Origin of the sequence: Xanthomonas hawaiiensis (genome assembly GCF_031834635.1) — a bacterium.
In the GTDB taxonomy this organism is placed as follows: Bacteria; Pseudomonadota; Gammaproteobacteria; order Xanthomonadales; family Xanthomonadaceae; genus Xanthomonas_A; species Xanthomonas_A sacchari.
Window position 1 is genome coordinate 1,979,844 of sequence record NZ_CP115873.1, and the last position, 18,926, is coordinate 1,998,769.

Sequence of the window (18,926 nt, forward strand, 5' to 3'; positions counted from 1 at the left end):
AGGCACGCAAGTGCAACGCCTGCGTCGTGGTGCTTTCGGCGGCAGGCGTCCGCTGCCGCCATGAACGCCCCTGGCAACGCGCCGTTGCCGCGGCTCGGCGAGATCTGTGGTTGCAACTTGTAGGAGCGGCTTCAGCCGCGACGCGGTCGGCCAGCAACGCGCGTCGCGGCTGAACCCGCTCCTGCACATGGCGTTTCGTCATTGCTGGAGCGGCCCTGAAAGCCGCTCCCTACGCGCGAGTTCCCTGATCACCAGAGGCTTCCATTGGCGCGGCATCAGTTTTGCCGCGGATGCACGCTGACCGTGGCGGTCATGCCCGCAGCGAGCAGGGTCCCCTGAGGCACGCTGGCCGGATCGATGCGGATGCGCACCGGCACGCGCTGCGCCAGGCGGATCCAGTTGAAGGTGGGGCTGACGTCGGCCAGCAGCGAGGTGCCGGTCGGATTGTCGCTGTCGGAAATGCCGCGGGCGATGCCCTCGACCTGGCCGTGCAGCATCAGCCCGCCGCTCATCAGGCGGATGTCGGCACGATCGCCCACGTGCACGCGCGGCAGCTTGGTTTCTTCGAAATAGCCGTACACCCACATCGCGTCGTCGCGCACCAGCGCCAGGCGCGCACCGCCGGCCTGGGCGTAGTCGCCCACGCGTACTTCCAGGTTGGTGATGTAGCCGTCGGCGGTCGCGCGGACCTGGGTGCGCTGCAGGTCCAGCTCGGCCAGGTCGAGCGCGGCCTGCGCCTGCTCCACGGTGGCCACCGCCTGCGCCTGCGCCGCGGTGGCCTGCCCGCGCAGCGCGGCGCTGCGGTGCACATCGGCCTGCGCCGAACGCGCGGTGGCTTCGGCATCCGAGCGCGCCTCGGCGGAGATCACCGCAGCGGCGCGCGCGCGCCGTTCGGCCTGGGCGCGACGCATCTGGAACTCGGCTTCGCTGGCCGCCTGGGTGGCTGCCGCCGCCGACAGGCTGGCGCCCGCCGCACGCGCCTGCGCCTGCGCGACCGCGAGGTTGGCGCGGGCCTTTTCCAACGCCAGTTCGTAGCGCTTGCGGTCCACGCTGAACAGCAGGTCGCCGCTCGTGACGTGCTGGTTGTCGCGCACCGCCACCGCATCGACCAGGCCGGACACGTCCGGCGCGATCCGCACCACTTCCGCGCGCACGCGGCCGTCGCGGGTCCAGGGCGAGAGCATGTAGTGGCGCCACAGCGCATGCGCCAGCAGGGCGGCGACCAGCACCACGATGGCGGTCAGGGCGAAACGGATCAGGGCAGGGGTCTTCATGGCGGGACTCACGGAAGAAGGAGCAGGCCGAGCGCGGCGAACGCGCCCACGTAGATGGCCAGACGGAACAGGGAGGGGTGCCAGGCGTAGCGGTACAGGCCGGCGCGGCCGGCGACCGCGTCCAGCGCCCAGGCCACCAGCAGCAGGACCAGGCCCAGCACCAGCAGGCCGGGCACGTACACGCCGGCGATCGAGAGTTCAGCGGGCAGCAGCATCGTCGGCTCCTGGCGTGGTGGTGGTCGGCGCAGGCGTGTCAGCCAGCGCGGCGAGAACGGAATCGGCGTCGAGCAGTGCGCCGCGCAGCAACAACAGGTGCTCGCGGGTGGGCTTCCAGCGCAGTGGCACCGCGCCCTCCACCTGGCTGGCGGCCAGCGCGGCCTCCACCCGCTGCAGGGCCTGGCGGTGCCGCTGCGGGCCGGGGGCGAGATACAGGTCGGCCAGCGCCTGCACGGCGCCGTCCACCGCGGTGGCCAGTGCCGGCGACAGCGTGCCTTCGGCGGCGTCGCGGCGCAGCTCGACCAGGGTGCGCCCGGTTTCGTGCACCGACAGCGCCCAGCCGAGCAGCTCGCGCAGTTCGTCGCTGCCCGGCGGGGTGTGCGCCACGATCTGCTGGAACAGGTCGCGGTTGACGCTCTCCAGGCGCAGCGCCAGCCCCGGCAGCGGCGCACGCGCGGCCAGCGTGGTCTGCCGCCGCAGTCGCTCCAGCAGGCGCCGGCGCTGCCAGCGGGTGCCGATCACCGGCGGCACGAACACGAACGTCGCGCTCACCGCCAGGGTTCCCAGCAGCAGCGGCACCACGCTGTTGAACGTGGCCGCGGCGTTGAAGCTGGGCGTGGGCTGGACCGCCAGGATCGAGACGAAGGCCAGGTTGGCGCCGGTGGCGAAGCCGTACAGCGCCGGTTTCGAGGCCAGGTACAGGGTCACCAGCAGGAACGGCAGGGTGCCCGCGACGAACAACACGTAGCCGTCCATCTGCGGCAGCACCAGCAACTGGCAGACCACGCCCAGTGCGATGCCGAACACGAACCCATTGAACAGCGAGCGCGCAGCGGCCGGTGCATTGGCGCTGGACGACAGGATCGCGCTCAGCGCCACCGCTTGGAACACCGCCGTGGCGCCGCTGATCCAGCCGGCCTGGATCCACAGCCAGCACATCGTCGCCACCAGCAGCGCGCTGCGCAGCGCGGTCAGCGCCGCTGCGGCGTAGTCGTTGCCGCGCACGAACACCGCGGTGTCGCCACGGTCCTGCGGCGTGCGCCACTGCTGCGGCGCGACCAGGGTCGCCTCGGTCGCCACGTAGTCGTGCAGGTCGGCGAAGAACCGCTGCAGCAACGACACGCCGGTGTCGAAACCTTCGTGCTGGGCAGTGGGCATCGGCGCACGCGCCGCGGACGCCCGCGTCGCCAGCGCATCGCGGCACGTGGCCAGCTTGCGCGCGGTCGCGGCGGCGCCCTCGCGTCCGCCGCGGTCGCTGAGCGCGGCCTTGAGCGGCCGGTACAGGCCGATCAGCGCCTCGGCCACGTTGCCATCGCCGCTGCGCAGCAGCCGGTTGATGTAGTGGTGCAACGCCTGGAAGCTGGTCGACACCGCCATGAAGCGCTGGTTGAGCAGGCGCAGGCGGCCGCTGCGCACCCGCGCCTCCGGATCTTCGAACACCACCGAACTGCGCAGGTCCTCGATGGTCACCGCGTCGCGCACGAAGCGCAGGTGCGCCTGCTCCATCGCCTCGCGCGGCAGCTGGCCGCCGGTGGCGTCGCGGACGAAGTCCAGAAAGCCGTCGGACGCGCGGCGCACGGTGTCGCGTAGGGTCTGGCGCAGACGGCTGGGGAACACCACGTCGCTGACGATGCCGGTCACCAGCAGGCCCAGCACCACCTCGGTCACCCGCGCCACCACCAGGTTGAACACGTTCTGCGGCTGGTTCACCGCCGGCAGCGCGATCAGCGCCACCGTGTAGCCGGACAGCACGAAGGCGTAGGCCTTGAAGTTGCGGTACAGCAGCGCGCCGCCGGTGCAGGCGCCGATCCACAGCGACAGCACCAGCACGAACAGCACCGGCTCCTGCGGGAACAGCGCCACCATCGTCAGCGCGGCGACGCTGCCGATCAGCGTGCCCAGGATCCGGTAGAAGCCCTTGGCGAAGACCATGCCGGTCTGCCGGTGCATCACCACCACCACCGTGATCATCGCGGTCATCGGCGACGCCAGGTCCAGGCGCAGCGCGATCCAGCCGGCCAGATAGATCGACAGCAGGGTGCGCAGCACGAACAGCCAGGCCTCGCCTTCGCCGCGCAGGGCGTCGGCCAGCAGGGTGCGCAGGCCGGGGGTGGCGTCGGCAGCGGCGGCAGTGGGCTGCGGCGTGCTCATGCCGCGTCCTCGACGCCGCGCAGCAAGGCCTTCAGCAGCGTCTGCAACTGCGCCATCGCCGCCGGATCCAGGTGTCGCACGTAGGCGTCGAGCTGGGCGCACAGGGCCGGGATCAACGCGTCGATCAGGCGCTCGCCGGCGTCGGTCAGGCGCAGCAGCAGCATGCGCCGGTCCTCGGCGCTGGGCGTGCGCTGGATCAGGCCCTTGTCGACCAGTTGCGTGGTGAGGCGGGTGATGTTGGCGGACTTCTCGCCGGCCGCGTCGCCGAGCTGGGACGGGTTCAAGGTCCCGTCCGGGCTGGCGTCGATCATCATCAACACGTTGTATTCGGCATAGCTCAGCCCATAGGGCCGCAGCACCTCGTTGCTCTGGTCCAGGCTCAGCTTGTGCAGCAGCTTGATCAGCCGCAGCAGCAGCGCGGCTTCGCGCGGGAAGGGCGGATGCTTGCGCGCGGTCACGTCCAGGCGCTGCTCGGTGGCGGCAAAGCGACTCATGGCCGGCTCGGAATCTTATACATATGTAGATAATACATTTATGTATTAATTTTGCGGTAATCCTGGCTGAACGGGGTCGTTACAAGACAGGGATGCGAAACGCGCACGCGTGGGCGGGCGCCGACGACCCGGTCGTGCGCCAGCGTGGCAAGGGACAGGTCGAGAACGCGCCTGGATGCGGTGAAGCGCAGGTCGACGCGCAGGCGTGCGACGCCCCGGAAGCCGGCGGCGGGGCGTTCGAAAAGAGCGGGTCGGGTGGCGCCTCAGCGCCACCGCGCGGTCAACGCAGCACGCCGTCCAGGCCGGGCGCCGGCGAGAGCATGTTGCGGGCGTCGATGTCGAAGCTGCGCTGCTTCTTGTCCTCGGGCGTGGCGGCGATGCTGCCCTTGAGGGTGTACTCCAGGCTGCGGCGGCCGGCCAGGGCATCGGCCACGGCCATGCGCGCGCTGGAGCTGGGGCGAAGCGCGACGCTCACCACGTCCGCCGTCTCCGGGCCGATCGAGATGCCGGGGGCCGCCTGCAGGCTGCCGGCCGCTTCGCCGCCCACACCCAGGTCCAGGCGCAGGCTGTCGTAGCGCATCGGGATGCTGCTGTAGTTCTGCAGGCGCAGCTCCACCTTCCAACTGCCGTCCACGTTGACCGTCAGTTGCTGCACGCTGGCGGCCGGATCGGACACGCGCCGCACCATGCCGTCGCTGCAGGCGCCGAGCAATGCGGTGCACAACACAAGCAAGCCGAGGCGGAGCGGGTGACGCATGAGCGCAATCCATGGATGAGAAGACCGGCGAAGACTACACCACACCCCGGTATCGATGGTGGCGCAGCGATCGCAGGCCGGAGTGCCCGCAGGGCGCCTGTCCCTGAGCGGTCCTCGGCGATCCGGCCGGCGGCCATCACCGTGCGTCCCTGCCGTGCGCCAGCCGGATGCCGAGGACGCGCTCAGCATCGCCGGTGCAGGATTCGGGCGCCGTCGGTGCGAGCCGCGACGACGGGTAGGAAAATTCTGCAACATTGCGCTTGCCCAATCCCGATCGCCTCGCTATGATGCGCGTCCTCGCACCGGTCCTGCCGCGTTGCGCAGCGGCCGAGTAGCTCAGTTGGTAGAGCAGGGGATTGAAAATCCCCGTGTCGGCGGTTCGATTCCGTCCTCGGCCACCATTCATATCAAGGCTCTACAGCGATGTAGGGCCTTTCTTTTTTCAGGCTTGCGCCGGTTTTGAGCCATGCCGCGTGGCGGGTCGGCGGATGGTGCCCGCAGCGCTGCGCCTGGGGAAGGTGCCGACTTCCGCGCTATGCAGATTTCCGCATGCGGTGAGGCTGCCTTGAAGGCCTTGAGGCCTGAGGTCGCGTGAAGAAAGCGTGTCCACGCTTGTAGACAAACGTGCCCAGTTCACGTTTTTTCGGGATATTCCGCTCAATCAATGACGCTGCCTGTCGTAATCATAGGCACGGGCGATCGGGGGAACCTGCCAATGACCAGTGGATTCGGACGGAGATGGAGCGGCGTGGCGCTGCTGTGGGTCATGGCTGGCGCGGCCATGGCGGCCCCCGCCGAGCAGGGGGAGCATGCCGGCGAGCAAGGCGGTCCCGGCGCCGATGCGCCTTACATCGAGCAGGTCGGCTCCGAGTGCGTCATGGTCAACACCTATCTGCAGCGGCACGACGGCGTGGTCGAGCGCGTGGTGCTGCGCGAGCCTGTGCAATGCGCCGGCCAGCCGGACCAGCGCGCCATGGCCGATCTGAGCCACTGACCATCCACGCCATCGCTGCCGGCGTCCCGCGCCACGCTTTACATCGCTGCGCAGCTCCTGCATAAGCTGCTGTTTCCCGTCCATCGGAACCTGCGCATGCGTCTGTCGCCGATCGCGCTGCTGTTGCTGGCGTGCCTGTTGTGCCTCGCACCGCCGCTGCGTGCCGCGCAGCCGGTCAGTTCGGTCGCCGCGCTCGATCTCGGCCGCTATGCCGGGCAGTGGCACGAGATCGCGCACCTGCCGGTCTCCTTCCAGAAGAAATGCGTCGGCGACGTCACCGCGGCCTATGTGCTGCGCGACGACGGCCAGATCGGCGTGCGCAACGCCTGCCGTACCGCCGACGGCGCCACCGTGGCGGCCGAGGGCGTGGCACGGCGGGTGGAGGGTCATCCTGGGCGGCTGCAGGTGCGCTTCGCGCCGGATTGGCTGTCCTGGCTGCCGATGGTGTGGGCCGACTACTGGGTGATCGCGCTCGATCCGGATTATCAGTGGGCGCTGATCGGCGAACCGGGCCGCAAGTACCTGTGGGTGCTGTCGCGCTCGCCGCGCATGCAGCGCAGCGTGTTCGAGGAGATCAAGGCCAAGGCGGTGGCGATGGGCTACGACCTCGACCCGCTGCTGGTGGTCGCGCCGTTGGAGTGAGCGACACTGCGGCGTACGCGTTGGCGCGCGCGTCGGGTTGCCGCATGGCGCCGTATACGCGCGCCGATCGACGCCAGTGGTCGGGTAAGCCAAGCCGCCGCTCGTGCAGCGCGCGCCAGTGTCCACCAGGCGCACGTCGGCGCTGACCGGCGGCGTATCGCGCAACTGAGGCAGTACGTTCTGAGGCAGGGGCGACGGGTGCCTGGGCCGATCGGCCTCAGGCGGGAAACGCCGCCAATGCGGTGGCCAGCAGCGTCGCGCTGTCGCCGTCGCGCAGCGCCTGCAGGGCACCGCGGCCGTCTGTCAGGCGCAGCTCCCGCAACCACTGCGACAGCTTCGCCAGATCGCTGCCGCAGCCGTTCCAGGCCACGCAGATGGTGTCGCCGACATTGTGCAGGTCCGTCTGCTGCAGGTGCGCCAGGGTGCCGTCGTGCGCCAGCCAGGCGAGCGCCCGCTGCGCATCCTCGGGGGCGCCATAGGCGGCGCCGTCGATCAGCGACAACAGGTCGCTGCTGTCGGCGCGTCGCTCGGCTCGACGCCGTTCGGCGCGGCGCATGCCGTGCAGGATCGCCTTGATCCGGTCTTCGTGGAGGCTGTCGGTCATGCGCGCGGGGACGAGGCGGGCAGCGGCATCACTCTGCCCGCTCGGCACGCAGTTGCAGTTCGCCGTCTGCCAGGCGCGCGCGCAGCCGATCGCCGGGCGCCACCTGCGCGGCCGAGCGCACCACGCTGCCGTCGTCGACGCGGGTCAGGATGCTGTAGCCGCGCGCGACGGTGGCCAACGGGCTGACCGTCTCCAGGGCGCGCGCCAGCGCGCGCAGGCGCTGCGCATCGGCCTGCAGTTGCCGCGTCATCGCCGCCTGCGGACGCCGGCCCAGCGCCAGCAGCCGCACCCGCAGCATCGCCAGCCGCCGTTGCGGCTGTGCGGCGCGCAGTACCGCGGCGGCATGGCGCAACTGCGCATGGCGGCGCTCCTGCTGCTGCCGCCACACTGCCGCCAGCCGCCGTCCGATCTCGTGCTGGCGGCGCTGCAGCAGTTGCAGGCGCATTTGTGGACTTTGCGCCTGCAGGCGCAGCAAGGCGCGGTCGGCGCGCTGCTGCGCTTGCCGCAGCCGGTGCTGCTGCCAGCGCAGCAGCGCGGCGTGCTGGGTACGCAGGCGCGCGCCGAGATCGCGCTGGTCGGGCACCAGCAATTCGGCGGCGACCGACGGGGTGGGCGCACGCAGGTCGGCGGCGAAATCGGCCAGGGTCACGTCGGTCTCGTGGCCGACCGCCGACACCACCGGGGTGACCGCGGCAGCGATCGTGCGTGCCAGGTGTTCGTCGTTGAACGCCCACAGGTCCTCCAGCGAGCCGCCGCCGCGGGTCAGCAGGATCGCGTCGTAGCGGCCGCTGGCGTCGGCCTGGCGCAGCAGCGTGGCGATCTGCGCCGCGGCGCTGTCGCCCTGGACCAGGCTCGGCAGGATGTCCACCTGCAGCAGCGGCATGCGTCGGCCGAGCACGCTCAACACGTCGCGCACGGCGGCGCCGCTCGGCGAGGTGATGACCGCCAGGCGTCGCACGAAGCCGGGCAGGGCGCGCTTGCGCTCGCTGGCGAACAGGCCCTCGGCGGCGAGCCGCGCCTTCAACTCCTCGAACGCGCGGCGCAGCGCGCCTTCGCCGGCTTCCTCCAGATGGTCCAGCACCAGTTGGTAGTCGCCGCGCGCTTCGTACAGGGTCAGGCGCCCGCGCGCGAGCACGCGCAGACCTTCGCGCGGCACGAACCGCAGCCACTGGCTCTTGGGCTTGAACATCGCGCAGCGCACCTGCGCGCGCGCATCCTTCAAAGTGAAATACAGGTGGCCGGACGAGGGCCGGGTGACATTGCCCAGTTCGCCCTCCACCCAGGCCAGCGGGAAGGCGCTCTCCAGCAGGTCGCGGGCCAGTGTGTTGAGCTGGCTGGGGCTGAGGATCTGGTCGGCGCGATCGGGCATGCGGGCAGTGCAGGGCGTACGGGCGCCTATCCTCGCACGTTCGCTTTCGGCATCGGCGCTGCCGGCGCTGCCGCCACACGGGTCGGCGCCTGCGCATGCTGCGCCAGCGCCCACTGCACGTGCTCGCGTACCAGCGGCGAGGGATGCTGCGCGCGCGCGCCGAGCGCGGTCAGCACCTGCGGCGTGGTCGGCGCGTTGCCCAGCGCGACGGCGAGATTGCGCAGCCAGCGTTCGTGGCCGCTGCGGCGGATCGCGCTGCCTTCGGTACGGCGCAGGAACTCGTCTTCCTCCCAGGCGAACAACTGCGCCAGCGTGGCCTTGTCCAGGTCGTTGCGCGCGCGGAAGTCCGGCTCGTCGCTGCGCTTGGCGAACTTGTTCCAGGGGCAGATCAGCTGGCAGTCGTCGCAGCCGAAGATGCGGTTGCCGATCGCCGGGCGCAGTTCCTCGGGAATCGCGCCGTCGTGCTCGATCGTGAGGTAGGCGATGCAGCGGCGCGCATCGAGCCGGTACGGCGCGACGATCGCCTGGGTCGGGCAGACGTCGATGCAGCGCGTGCAGGTGCCGCAGTGCGCGCTGGCCGGCGGGTCGATCGGCAGCGGCAGGTCGACGTAGATCTCGCCGAGAAAGAACCAGGAACCGCCGTTGCGGTCGATTAGGCAGGTGTGCTTGCCGATCCAGCCCAGGCCGGCGTCGCGTGCCAGTGCGCGTTCCAGCACCGGCGCCGAATCGACGAACACGCGGTGGCCGAACGGGCCGATCTCGTCCTGGATGCGGTCTGCAAGCTTCTGCAGGCGGTTGCGCATCAGCTTGTGGTAATCGCGGCCCAGCGCATAGCGCGCGACGTAGGCGCGCTCGCCGTCGTGCAGCGTGTCCCAGGCCGAATCGTCGTCGTTGCGGCCGTAGTCCAGGCCCACCGAGATCACCCGCAGCGTGCCCGGGATCAGCTCCGCCGGGCGCGAGCGCTTGTCGCCGTGCTGGGCCATCCAGTGCATCGTGCCGTACAGGCCCTGCTCCAGCCAGTCGCGCAGATGCGCCTCGTCCTGCTGCAGTTCGATGCCGGCGATGCCGCAGCGCTGGAAGCCGAACGTGTGCGCCAGCGCGCGGATGCGTGCGGCCGCGGCGTGGGGATCGGCGATGTCGAGACGGGCGGACATCGCGCAAGTATAGAATCCCGGGCATGTACGACTGCTTCGATCTCTACGCCACCGCGGACGCGCGCCGCATCGACGCGCAGGCCACGGCGCTGCTCGGCGGCGACGGCTACACGCTGATGCAGCGCGCCGGTCAGGCCGCCTGGCAGACGCTGCTGCAGCGCTGGCCGCAGGCGCAGCGCATCCTCGTGGCCTGCGGCAGCGGCAACAATGGCGGCGATGGCTATGTGCTGGCGCGGCTGGCGCATCGCGCCGGACGCCAGGTGCGCGTGCTGCAGTTGCCCGGCCGCGGCCCGCAGTCGCCGCTGGCGCAGCGCGCCTGCACCGGCTACATCGGCGTCGGCGGTCGCATCGAGGAGTTCGACACCGCACTGGCGCCGGCCGACGTGGTGGTCGATGCGCTACTCGGCATCGGCCTCAATCGCGCGCCGGATGCCGAACTGGCGGCGTTGCTCGGCGCGCTGGGCGGGCTTGGCGCGCCGGTACTGGCGCTCGATGTGCCCAGCGGCGTGGACGCCGAGTCCGGCAGCGTGCCCGGCGCGGTCCTGCCGGCGACGCTCACCCTGCAGTTCATCGTCGCCCATGCCGGCCTGCATACCGGTGCGGCCTTGAACCATGTCGGCGAGCGCGCGCTGGCGACGCTGGAGGTGCCGCCGGCCGCATTCGCCGGTTGCGCGCCGCGCGCGCAGGCCTGGGCCGTCGGCGCCTTGCGCAGCCGTCTGGCGCCGCGCCGGCAGGACAGCCACAAGGGCGATTCCGGCCATGTGCTGTGCGTGGGCGGCAACCTCGGCAGCGGTGGGGCGGTGATGCTCAGCGCCGAGTCGGCCCTGCGCAGCGGCGCCGGCCTGGTCAGCGTGGCCACCCGTGGCGCGCACGTGGCGCCGCTGCTGGCGCGCTGTCCGGAGGCGATGGCGCATGCGCTCGACGATGCGGCGGCACTGGTGCCGTTGCTGCACAAGGCCAGCGTGGTCGCGCTTGGACCCGGACTGGGCCAGGACGATTGGGCGCAGGCGCTATGGCAGGCGGTCCTGGCCGACGCGGACCGCGCGCTGGTCCTGGATGCCGATGCATTGAACCTGCTGGCGCAGGCGCCGCGGCCCGTCCCGCAGGCGGTACTGACCCCGCATCCGGGCGAGGCCGGGCGGCTGCTCGGCCTTGCCACCGCCGAGGTGCAGCGCGATCGCTTCGCGGCCGCTGCGGCCTTGGCCGAACGCTATCAAGCCGCGGTGGTGCTGAAGGGCGCCGGCAGCCTGGTCGCCGCGCCGGGGCAGACGCCACGGGTGATCGCCGCCGGCAATCCGGGCATGGCGGTCGGCGGCATGGGCGATCTGTTGACCGGGGTGATCGCGGCGCTGCGCGCGCAAGGCCTGCCGGCATTCGAGGCGGCCAGCGTCGGCGCGCTGCTGCACGCCGGCGCCGGCGATCGCGCGGCTGCCGCGGGCCAGCGCGGGCTGCTGCCCACCGACCTGTTGCCGGCGCTGCGCCGCCTGTCCAATCCGGAATCCGAACCATGAGCCTCACCTTGTTCCTACCCGACAGCGAGGCCACCGAACGTCTCGGTCGCGCGCTGGCCGCGACCCGCCCGACGCAGGCCTCGGTGCATCTGCACGGTGATCTGGGCGCCGGCAAATCGACCCTGGCGCGGGCGCTGCTGCGCGCGCTCGGCGTGCAGGGCGCGATCCGCAGTCCCACCTATACCTTGGTGGAGCGCTATCCGCTGGCCGATGGCGAAGCCTGGCATCTGGATCTGTACCGCATCGGCGCGGCCGGCGAGCTGGATTTCCTGGGGTTGGACGAGGGCGGCGCCACGCTGTGGCTGGTGGAATGGCCGGAACGCGGCGGCGATGTGCTGGCGCCGGCCGACCTGGACGTGCGGCTGGCGGTACACGGCGGCGGGCGCAGCGTCGCCCTGCAGGCGCGCACCGAGGCGGGCACCGCCTGGCTGGCTCGGGTGGGCGGACAGGCCGACTTGCAGGGACTTTTTGCCGGCTGACGCTAGAAAGTGAAGGCAGGTTATGGATTATTAAGGGAAAACCGCTTGCCTTTGACTCCCGGCGATGTTTGAATCGCGTTATGCGCCCGGGGATCCGTTTTTTCGCCAGTTTCGCCGCTGCCGCAGGCTGGTGCCTGGCGGTGCAGACGGCGTTTGCCGGACAGGTGCAGTCGGTCTCGCTCGACAACGGCGCCACCGGCACCCGCGCCGAGATCCGTCTGCAGGGCAGCGGTGGCTTCAGCACGCTGTCGCTGGCCAACCCCAATCGCCTGGTCGTCGATCTTCCCGATTCCTCCGCTGCCAAGGGCCTGAAGCTGCCGGCCGGCGGCGGTGTGGTGAGCGCGGTGCGGACCGGGCATCCGGTCCCGGGCACCTTGCGCATCGTCTTCGACCTGAGCAGCCAGGTGGTGGCGTTCAAACCGCAGATGCAGACCATCGGCGGCAGTTCGGTCTTGGTGATCGAGTGGCCGGGCGAGGCGCCGGCGGGCAAGGCGGTGGCGGGCGACTTGCCGGCAGCCGCAACCCCGGTGCCGCAGCCTGCGCCCGTCCCGACGCCGAAGCCGGCGGTGGATGCGCGCGCCGAAGCGGCACGCGCGACCGCGGCGCTGACCTCGTCGGTGGTGCAGCGTGCCAACCAGCCGGCGCCGACCCCGGTCCCGCCGCCAGTGGCGACGACGCCCGCGCCGACCGTCGCGCCCTCCGCACCGAGCGTTGCTGCGGCGGTGCCCGGCCGTCCCGTGCCCGGCGTCGTGCCGGCGCCAGCACCTGCGACGGTCGCGCCGCCGGCGAGCGAGCCGCCAGAGCGTGACGACGCGGACGACGACGCGGCGGTGGCCGCAGCCGCCGAAGCGCGCCCGGTGATGCCCAGCGCGGCGGCGCGGGTGAAGATGGCGCCGGGCATGCGCCCGCTGATCGTGGCCATCGATCCCGGCCACGGCGGCCAGGACCCGGGCGCGAGCGGCCCGAGCGGCAAGCACGAGAAAGACGTGACCCTGGCGATCGGTCGCGAACTGGCGCGTCAGATCAACGCCACGCCGGGCATGAAGGCGTACATGACCCGCACCACGGACGTGTTCATTCCCCTGCCGATGCGCGCGCAGAAGGCGCGTGCGGCCAAGGCCGACATCTTCATCTCGATCCACGCCGACGCGGCCGAGAACCGCAGCGCCACCGGCTCCTCGGTCTACGTGTTGTCGACAAAGGGCGCGTCCTCGCAGCGTGCGCGCTGGCTCGCGGACAAGGAAAACGCCGCCGACCTGATCGGCGGCGTGCGCCTGCAGAAGACCGACAGCACCCTGGCCAACGTGTTGCTGGACCTGGCCCAGAGCGGCCACATGAAGGCCTCCGAAGACGCGGCCGGGCATGTGCTGGGCGGGCTGAAGCGGATCGGCAACAACCACAAGCCCGAGATCGAGCGCGCCAACTTCGCGGTGCTGCGTACCTCGGACATGCCGGCGATGCTGGTCGAGACCGCCTTCATCTCCAACCCGGACGAAGAGCGCCGGCTGACCGATCCCGCCTACCAGCGTCGCATCGCCGGCGCCGTGCTCGACGGCGTCAGCACCTTCTTCACCCGGCAGCCGCCGCCAGGCACGCTGTTCGCCGCGCGCGCGCAGGCCGAGGCCGAAGCGGCCAGCACCGTGGCCGGCGGTAGCCGCTGAGGCGCTATCATTAACGGCTGATCCTCGATGACGGCGTCCGCGCCGCGAGCCGTGCCGATGTTCTTTGCCTGCTGTCGTTTCCCTCCCGTCGCCAAGACCGGTGTGTGCCTGCGCGCGCGTGGAGCGAAGACCGCATGAGCATCCGTCAGCTGCCCGAGATCCTGATCAACCAGATCGCCGCCGGCGAAGTGGTGGAGCGGCCGGCCTCTGTCGTCAAGGAACTGGTGGAGAACGCGCTGGACGCCGGCGCGCACCGCGTCGACATCGATCTGGAAGAGGGCGGCGTGCGCCTGATCCGCATCCGCGACGACGGCGGCGGCATCGCCCCCGAGGAACTGCCGCTGGCGGTGTCGCGGCACGCGACCAGCAAGATCGCCTCGCTGGACGACCTGGAATCGGTGGGCACGCTGGGCTTCCGCGGCGAGGCGCTGCCGTCGATCGCCTCGGTCAGCCGCTTCACCCTGGCCTCGCGCCGCGCCGGCGACGAACACGGCGCGGCCCTGCATGTCGAAGGCGGCAAGGTCGGCGAGGTGCAGCCGCGCGCACTGCCGCCGGGCACCCTGGTCGAGGTCCGCGAGCTGTTCTACAACGTGCCGGCGCGGCGCAAGTTCCTGCGCGCCGAACGCACCGAACTTGGCCACATCGAGGAGTGGCTGCGCTCGCTGGCGCTGGCGCGCCCGGACGTGGAACTGCGCGTCTCGCACAACGGCAAGCCGTCGCGGCGCTACAAGCCGGGCGACCTGTACTCGGATGCGCGCCTGGGCGAGACCCTGGGCGAGGACTTCGCACGGCAGGCGCTGCGCGTGGACCACAGCGGTGCCGGCCTGCGCCTGCATGGCTGGATCGCGCAGCCGCATTACTCGCGCGCCAGCGCCGACCAGCAATACCTCTACGTCAACGGCCGCTCGGTGCGCGACCGCAGCGTCGCCCACGCGGTGAAGATGGCCTACGGCGACGTGCTGTTCCATGGCCGCCAGCCGGCCTATGTGCTGTTCCTGGAACTGGAACCGGCGCGGGTCGACGTCAACGTGCATCCGGCCAAGCACGAGGTGCGCTTCCGCGACGCGCGGCTGATCCACGACTTCGTCTATCGCACGTTGCAGGACGCGCTGGCGCAGACCCGTGCCGGCAGCCTGCCTGGCGCGCTCGGTGCCGAAGCGGCGGCCGCGGCGCCTGCCGCGGGTGCTGCGGCCTGGGCGCCCGCGGGCATGCAGGGCAGTGGGAGTGGCGCAGGCGGCGGCGGGCAGGGCTATGGTTACGGCGCGCAGTGGCGCCCGGCGCAATCGCCGCTGGGCTTGCGCGTGGAAGAGGCGCCGGCCGCGTATGCGGCGCTGTACGCGCCCGCCGCGGAGGCGGGAAGCGCCACCGGCCTGCCGCGGCAGACCCAGGATCCGGCCGGCGGCCTGCCGCCGACAGCCGCCGACAGCGGCGTGCCGCCGCTCGGCTACGCCATCGCGCAATTGCACGGCATCTACATCCTGGCCGAGAACGCCGACGGTCTGATCGTGGTCGACATGCACGCGGCGCACGAACGCATCGGCTACGAGCGTTTGAAGACCGCGCACGACGGCATCGGCCTGCATGCGCAGCCGCTGCTGGTGCCGATCACCCTGGCGGTCGGCGAACGCGATGCCGACACCGCCGAGCGCGAGGCGGAGACGCTGGCCGCGCTCGGTTTCGAGATCACTCGCAGCGGACCGCAATCGCTGCACGTGCGCAGCATTCCCGCACTGCTCGCGCAGGCAGAGCCGGAGGCCTTGCTGCGCGACGTGCTGACCGACCTGCGCGAACACGGCCACAGCGGCCGCGTCGCCGGCGCGCGCGATGCGTTGCTGTCGACCATGGCCTGCCACGGCGCGGTGCGCGCCAACCGTCGCCTCACCATTCCGGAAATGAACGCGCTGCTGCGCGACATGGAGGCCACCGAGCGCTCCGGACAGTGCAATCATGGGCGTCCGACCTGGGCGCGGTTCACCCTGGGCGAGATCGATCGTTGGTTCTTGCGGGGGCGATGATGGACAAGCGGATGTGGACGACGGCGCTGCTGGCGGCGCTCGTCGCCTTGAGTGGCTGCGGCAAGCAGGCGCCGGCACCGGCCGCGCCGAAGGCGATGGACGCGCGGTTCGTGGCCGACGAGCAGGCCTGGCGCGCGCAGCGCCAGCACGAACTGCAGGCGCCGGACGGCTGGACCAGCCTGGTCGGCCTGCACTGGCTGGAATTGAAGGAGCACTACATCGGCAGCGGCGCGGACAGCGGCATCCGCCTGGCGGTGGGGCCGGCGCGGATGGCGCTGGTGTCGCAGGCGCAGCGCGAGGTGTATCTGACCCCCGAGCGCGGCGCCGCGCTCAGTGTCGCCGGCGCGCCGGTGCAGGGGCGGATCCGCGTGTACAGCGACCACGATCCGCAGCCGACGGTGGTCGACTTCGACGACGGCAAGGGCAAGCTCAGCCTGATCGAACGTGGCGGCCGCTATGCGCTGCGGGTCAAGCACGCCGATGCGCCGACCCGGCTCAACTTTGCTGGCGTGCCGTACTGGCCGCTGGCCGAGTCCTGGCGCGTGCACGGGCGTTTCGTGCCCAATCCGCCGGGCACGACCCTGCCCATCGTCGACATCATCGGCGTCACCACGCCATCGCCCAATCCCGGCGCGCTGGAGTTCGAGCGCGGCGGCAAGCGCTACCGCCTGCAGGCGATCGGCGAACCCGGCCAGCCGCTGTTCGTGGTGTTCGCCGACCGCACCAGCGGTCACGGCAGCTACCCCGCCGGGCGCTTCCTGGACGTGGACCCACCCGCGGCCGACGGCAGCGTGGTGCTGGATTTCAACCGCGCCTACGATCCGCCGTGCGCGTTCACCCCGTTCGCCACCTGTCCGTTGCCGCCGCCGGAGAACCGCCTCGACCTGGCGGTGGACGCCGGCGAGAAGGCCTACGCCGCTGCCCATTGACCCGAGGATGCCGATGACCCCGTTCCCGCGCCTGTTGCGCCGCCTGCTGCTGGGCCTGTCGCTGTGCCTGGTGCTGCCGGCACTGGCCCGCACGCCGCCGCCGGTGGCCGCGACGCCTGTCGCTCCCGCTGCAGCGCCCACGGTGGTACCGCCCACGCCGCTGTTGTGGAAGGTCAGCGGCACGCGCGGCACGCTGTACCTGCTGGGCTCGTTCCACATGCTCAAGGCCGACGACTATCCGCTGGCGCGCGAAGTCGATGCGGCCTACGCGGCGTCGCCGCGGCTGCTGTTCGAACTGGCGCCGAAGGACGTGGACGCGCCGCGGCTGGGTGCGCAGATGCTGCAGGCGGCGCAGCGCCACGACGGCAAGCGACTGCAGGACGATCTGGACCCGGCGACCTGGGAGCGGCTGCGCCGCTATGCCGTCGGCCACGGCCTGCCGCTGGCGCAGATGAGCGGCTTCGAGCCGTGGTTCGTCGGCCTCAGCATCAGCATCGCCGACATGAAGGCGCAGGGCCTGGAGGCCGATGCCGGGCTGGATCGTCATTTCATGACACTGGCCGTGCAGGACGGCAAGAGTGCCGAGGGCCTGGAGACCGCGCAGGCGCAGATCGACCTGCTCGACGGCATGGACCCGGTGGAGCAGAAGCAGATGCTGACCGAGGCGCTGGACGATGCCGAGCAGGGCGCGGCGCAGACCCTGCGCCTGCACGACGCCTGGCGCCGCGGCGACGAGCGCCAGCTGTGGCAGGAGATCGGCGCGCAGATGAAGCGCGACTACCCGCGGCTGTACCAGCGCATCGACGTGGAGCGCAACCAGGCCTGGCTGCCGCGCCTGGAGCAGCGCCTGAAGGACGGCGGCGGCGACACTCTGGTGGTGGTGGGGGCGCTGCACCTGCTCGGGCCGGACGGCGTGGTCGATGGCCTGCGCGCACGCGGCTACAAGGTCGAGCGGATCTGCGGGAACTGCAAGCCGGCGAAGTCGCGCTGACATACGCCTGCGAGGCTTCGCCCGTACCCTCATCCGCCCCTGCGGGGCACCTTCTCCCGAAAAGGGGGCCATGGTCCCGAGGGGAGAAGGGAGAAGCCGGCGCCCCTCTCCCATCGGGAGAGGGGTTGGGGTGAGGGTAGGGCGCGAAGCGCCCCGCCGAATCCCACCCTGTAGCAATCTTCAGCGCGGACGCGACTTCGGCGCGGCACCCGCCGGCGGTTCGCCGGGCTTGCCGGTGCCGGCGGCCGGGCGGCCGAAGCCCGCGCCGAGGTTGCGCTGGAACTCCTGCCACAGCTCCAGATTGCGCTCGGTGAGCTGGTTCATCATGGTCCACGGGGTCTGCCCCAGCAGGTTGCCCATCTGCTGGCGGAACTGCTGCTGCTGGTCGAGGAACACCTGCATGCTGCGCTCCAGGTAGTTGCCCATGAAGCCCTGCAGCGAGTCGCCGTAGAAGCGGATGATCTGGCTGAGCAACTGCGTGGACAGCATCGGTTCGCCGTCCTGTTCCTGGTCGGCGATGATCTGCAGCAGGACGGCGCGGCTGAGGTCTTCGCCGGTCTTGGCGTCGCGGACTTCGAATTCCTCGCCGTCGATGATCAACTGGCGGACGTCTTCGATGGTGATGTAACTGGAGATCTCGGTGTCGTAGAGGCGGCGATTGGGATACTTCTTGATGATGCGAATCTCAGCCATGAAGCGATCGCTCTGTGACGGTAGGCGCGCAGCATGGCGCAGCGCAGCAGGGCTTGCAACCGCCGAAAGTCCCTGAACACGCGTGTGCAGCAAAAAAATCATGCTGCGCAACATTTGCAGCGCAACAACGGGCGCCAGATCGCCCATGATGGCCGACGGAGGGTAGCGTTACCTCGCGCGAGCGCCGCCGACCGAGCGGATCAGCCGCTCACCACCCCATGTGGTGGCCGCCGTTGATGTCCAGATTCGAACCGGTGATCCACGCGGCTTCTTCGGCGACCAGGAACGCCACGGCGTAGGCGATCTCTTCCGGCTTGCCGAGGCGCCCGGTGGGAATGTCGGCAGCGATCTTGGCACGCACCTCCTCCGGCACCGCCATCACCATGTCGGTGGCGACATAGCCGGGCGAGACCGTGTTGACGGTGATGCCGTAGCTGGCGTTCTCGCGCGCCAGGGAAATGGTGAAGCCGTGCATGCCGGCCTTGGCCGCGGCGTAGTTGGCCTGGCCGTACTGGCCCTTGAGGCCGTTGATCGAACTGATCTGGATGACCCGCCCCCAGCGCTTCTGGCGCATGCCCTCGATCACCGGACGGGTGACGTTGAACACCGAGTTGAGGTTGGTGTTGATGACCTCGTGCCATTGCTCGGCGGTCATCTTGTGGAAGGTGGTGTCGCGGGTGATGCCGGCGTTGTTGATCAGGATCTCGACCGGGCCGAGCTGGCGTTCGACCTCGCGGATGAGGCTTTGCGCGTGTTCGGGCGAGGCGACGTCGCCGGGAACGATGGCGACCTCGTGGCCACGCTCGCGCATGCGCTGCTGCCAGGCCAGGGCCTTGGCCTCGTCGCGGTAGTTGCTGGCCACGCGATGGCCCTGTGCGGCCAGCCGCTCGCAGATCGCGGTTCCGATGCCGCCGGTGCCGCCGGTGACCAGCGCAACGCGTGATGTCATGGATGTCGCTCCGGATAGGGAAAGAAGAAGGGCGGCCGCGGCG

At 70.9% G+C, this 18,926-nt stretch carries 18 protein-coding genes and 1 tRNA gene; 9 read left to right on the plus strand and 10 right to left on the minus strand.

What is annotated here, in order from left to right; translation table 11 throughout:
- Positions 1-275: 275 nt before the first annotated feature.
- The 5 genes from PG878_RS08595 to PG878_RS08615 all read right to left on the minus strand — a co-directional run bounded on the left by PG878_RS08595 (position 276) and on the right by PG878_RS08615 (position 4,892).
- Complete coding sequence (locus PG878_RS08595; RefSeq protein ID WP_209031180.1) at positions 276-1,274, minus strand: HlyD family secretion protein; 999 nt, start codon at positions 1,272-1,274, stop codon at positions 276-278.
- An 8-nt stretch (positions 1,275-1,282) separates the two neighbouring features.
- Complete coding sequence (locus tag PG878_RS08600) at positions 1,283-1,489, minus strand: DUF1656 domain-containing protein (RefSeq protein WP_209031181.1); 207 nt, start codon at positions 1,487-1,489, stop codon at positions 1,283-1,285.
- On the minus strand, positions 1,473-3,641 hold the full coding sequence (locus tag PG878_RS08605) for an FUSC family protein (protein WP_209031182.1): 2,169 nt from the start codon (positions 3,639-3,641) through the stop codon (positions 1,473-1,475). The genes PG878_RS08600 and PG878_RS08605 overlap by 17 nt, the downstream gene beginning before the upstream one ends.
- Positions 3,638-4,135: a MarR family winged helix-turn-helix transcriptional regulator gene (locus PG878_RS08610; RefSeq protein WP_019799679.1), complete on the minus strand. Its 498-nt coding sequence runs from the start codon at positions 4,133-4,135 to the stop codon at positions 3,638-3,640. The genes PG878_RS08605 and PG878_RS08610 overlap by 4 nt, the downstream gene beginning before the upstream one ends.
- A 280-nt stretch (positions 4,136-4,415) precedes the next feature.
- Entirely contained in the window at positions 4,416-4,892 is a 477-nt protein-coding gene (locus PG878_RS08615; protein ID WP_209031183.1) for an LEA/WHy family protein, read from the minus strand.
- Between the two features lie 325 nt (positions 4,893-5,217).
- On the opposite strand from PG878_RS08615, the gene PG878_RS08620 reads away from it, so the two are divergent.
- The 3 genes from PG878_RS08620 (at position 5,218) to PG878_RS08630 (ending at position 6,528) form a co-directional block, all read left to right on the plus strand.
- Positions 5,218-5,293, plus strand: a tRNA-Phe gene (locus PG878_RS08620).
- A gap of 314 nt (positions 5,294-5,607) precedes the next feature.
- Positions 5,608-5,886, plus strand: coding sequence for a hypothetical protein (locus tag PG878_RS08625; protein WP_244672604.1), 279 nt, complete (start codon positions 5,608-5,610; stop codon positions 5,884-5,886).
- Positions 5,887-5,982: 96 nt separating this feature from the next.
- A complete protein-coding gene (locus tag PG878_RS08630; RefSeq protein ID WP_209031184.1) occupies positions 5,983-6,528 on the plus strand; it encodes a lipocalin family protein in 546 nt (181 codons plus the stop codon).
- 217 nt (positions 6,529-6,745) lie between these two features.
- Here PG878_RS08630 and PG878_RS08635 read toward each other — a convergent pair whose 3' ends face one another.
- The 3 genes from PG878_RS08635 to queG are packed head-to-tail and all read right to left on the minus strand — an operon-like array spanning position 6,746 to position 9,655.
- Positions 6,746-7,132 carry a hypothetical protein gene (locus tag PG878_RS08635; RefSeq protein ID WP_209031185.1) on the minus strand — a complete coding sequence of 129 codons (387 nt, stop codon included), beginning with the start codon at positions 7,130-7,132 and terminating at the stop codon, positions 6,746-6,748.
- Positions 7,133-7,160: 28 nt separating this feature from the next.
- Complete coding sequence (gene xseA / locus PG878_RS08640) at positions 7,161-8,501, minus strand: exodeoxyribonuclease VII large subunit (RefSeq protein WP_209031186.1); 1,341 nt, start codon at positions 8,499-8,501, stop codon at positions 7,161-7,163.
- A gap of 26 nt (positions 8,502-8,527) precedes the next feature.
- The gene (queG, locus tag PG878_RS08645; RefSeq protein WP_209031187.1) at positions 8,528-9,655 is read right to left on the minus strand and encodes a tRNA epoxyqueuosine(34) reductase QueG; all 1,128 of its coding nucleotides are present in this window, start codon (positions 9,653-9,655) and stop codon (positions 8,528-8,530) included.
- A gap of 23 nt (positions 9,656-9,678) precedes the next feature.
- Between queG and PG878_RS08650 the strand changes: the two genes are divergently transcribed.
- From PG878_RS08650 to PG878_RS08675, 6 genes are all read left to right on the plus strand, one after another.
- On the plus strand, positions 9,679-11,166 hold the full coding sequence (locus PG878_RS08650) for an NAD(P)H-hydrate dehydratase (RefSeq protein WP_209031188.1): 1,488 nt from the start codon (positions 9,679-9,681) through the stop codon (positions 11,164-11,166).
- The gene (gene tsaE, locus PG878_RS08655) at positions 11,163-11,645 is read left to right on the plus strand and encodes a tRNA (adenosine(37)-N6)-threonylcarbamoyltransferase complex ATPase subunit type 1 TsaE (protein ID WP_209031189.1); all 483 of its coding nucleotides are present in this window, start codon (positions 11,163-11,165) and stop codon (positions 11,643-11,645) included. Before PG878_RS08650 ends, tsaE begins: the two co-directional genes overlap by 4 nt.
- 80 nt (positions 11,646-11,725) lie before the next feature.
- The gene (locus PG878_RS08660) at positions 11,726-13,306 is read left to right on the plus strand and encodes an N-acetylmuramoyl-L-alanine amidase (RefSeq protein ID WP_209031190.1); all 1,581 of its coding nucleotides are present in this window, start codon (positions 11,726-11,728) and stop codon (positions 13,304-13,306) included.
- A gap of 134 nt (positions 13,307-13,440) precedes the next feature.
- Positions 13,441-15,321 carry a DNA mismatch repair endonuclease MutL gene (gene mutL, locus PG878_RS08665; protein ID WP_209031191.1) on the plus strand — a complete coding sequence of 627 codons (1,881 nt, stop codon included), beginning with the start codon at positions 13,441-13,443 and terminating at the stop codon, positions 15,319-15,321.
- Complete coding sequence (locus tag PG878_RS08670) at positions 15,321-16,250, plus strand: DUF1684 domain-containing protein (RefSeq protein WP_209031192.1); 930 nt, start codon at positions 15,321-15,323, stop codon at positions 16,248-16,250. The genes mutL and PG878_RS08670 overlap by 1 nt, the downstream gene beginning before the upstream one ends.
- A gap of 13 nt (positions 16,251-16,263) precedes the next feature.
- Entirely contained in the window at positions 16,264-17,241 is a 978-nt protein-coding gene (locus PG878_RS08675; RefSeq protein WP_209031193.1) for a TraB/GumN family protein, read from the plus strand.
- 180 nt (positions 17,242-17,421) lie between these two features.
- Here PG878_RS08675 and phaR read toward each other — a convergent pair whose 3' ends face one another.
- A complete protein-coding gene (gene phaR / locus PG878_RS08680; protein WP_010342976.1) occupies positions 17,422-17,934 on the minus strand; it encodes a polyhydroxyalkanoate synthesis repressor PhaR in 513 nt (170 codons plus the stop codon).
- A 208-nt stretch (positions 17,935-18,142) separates the two neighbouring features.
- Positions 18,143-18,883 (minus strand): beta-ketoacyl-ACP reductase, encoded by a 741-nt coding sequence (phbB, locus tag PG878_RS08685; protein ID WP_209031194.1) that lies wholly within the window; start codon positions 18,881-18,883, stop codon positions 18,143-18,145.
- Between the last annotated feature and the right edge of the window lie 43 nt (positions 18,884-18,926).

Coding starts and splice junctions, on each gene's coding strand:
- tsaE (WP_209031189.1), top strand. CDS start 11,163: ATGAGCCTCACCTTGTTCCTACCCGACAGCGAGGCCACCGAACGTCTC.
- PG878_RS08625 (WP_244672604.1), top strand. CDS start 5,608: ATGACCAGTGGATTCGGACGGAGATGGAGCGGCGTGGCGCTGCTGTGG.
- PG878_RS08595 (WP_209031180.1), bottom strand. CDS start 1,274: ATGAAGACCCCTGCCCTGATCCGTTTCGCCCTGACCGCCATCGTGGTG.
- PG878_RS08615 (WP_209031183.1), bottom strand. CDS start 4,892: ATGCGTCACCCGCTCCGCCTCGGCTTGCTTGTGTTGTGCACCGCATTG.
- queG (WP_209031187.1), bottom strand. CDS start 9,655: ATGTCCGCCCGTCTCGACATCGCCGATCCCCACGCCGCGGCCGCACGC.
- PG878_RS08630 (WP_209031184.1), top strand. CDS start 5,983: ATGCGTCTGTCGCCGATCGCGCTGCTGTTGCTGGCGTGCCTGTTGTGC.
- PG878_RS08635 (WP_209031185.1), bottom strand. CDS start 7,132: ATGACCGACAGCCTCCACGAAGACCGGATCAAGGCGATCCTGCACGGC.
- PG878_RS08605 (WP_209031182.1), bottom strand. CDS start 3,641: ATGAGCACGCCGCAGCCCACTGCCGCCGCTGCCGACGCCACCCCCGGC.
- xseA (WP_209031186.1), bottom strand. CDS start 8,501: ATGCCCGATCGCGCCGACCAGATCCTCAGCCCCAGCCAGCTCAACACA.
- PG878_RS08675 (WP_209031193.1), top strand. CDS start 16,264: ATGACCCCGTTCCCGCGCCTGTTGCGCCGCCTGCTGCTGGGCCTGTCG.
- PG878_RS08660 (WP_209031190.1), top strand. CDS start 11,726: ATGCGCCCGGGGATCCGTTTTTTCGCCAGTTTCGCCGCTGCCGCAGGC.
- mutL (WP_209031191.1), top strand. CDS start 13,441: ATGAGCATCCGTCAGCTGCCCGAGATCCTGATCAACCAGATCGCCGCC.
- PG878_RS08610 (WP_019799679.1), bottom strand. CDS start 4,135: ATGAGTCGCTTTGCCGCCACCGAGCAGCGCCTGGACGTGACCGCGCGC.
- PG878_RS08650 (WP_209031188.1), top strand. CDS start 9,679: ATGTACGACTGCTTCGATCTCTACGCCACCGCGGACGCGCGCCGCATC.
- PG878_RS08670 (WP_209031192.1), top strand. CDS start 15,321: ATGGACAAGCGGATGTGGACGACGGCGCTGCTGGCGGCGCTCGTCGCC.
- phaR (WP_010342976.1), bottom strand. CDS start 17,934: ATGGCTGAGATTCGCATCATCAAGAAGTATCCCAATCGCCGCCTCTAC.
- phbB (WP_209031194.1), bottom strand. CDS start 18,883: ATGACATCACGCGTTGCGCTGGTCACCGGCGGCACCGGCGGCATCGGA.
- PG878_RS08600 (WP_209031181.1), bottom strand. CDS start 1,489: ATGCTGCTGCCCGCTGAACTCTCGATCGCCGGCGTGTACGTGCCCGGC.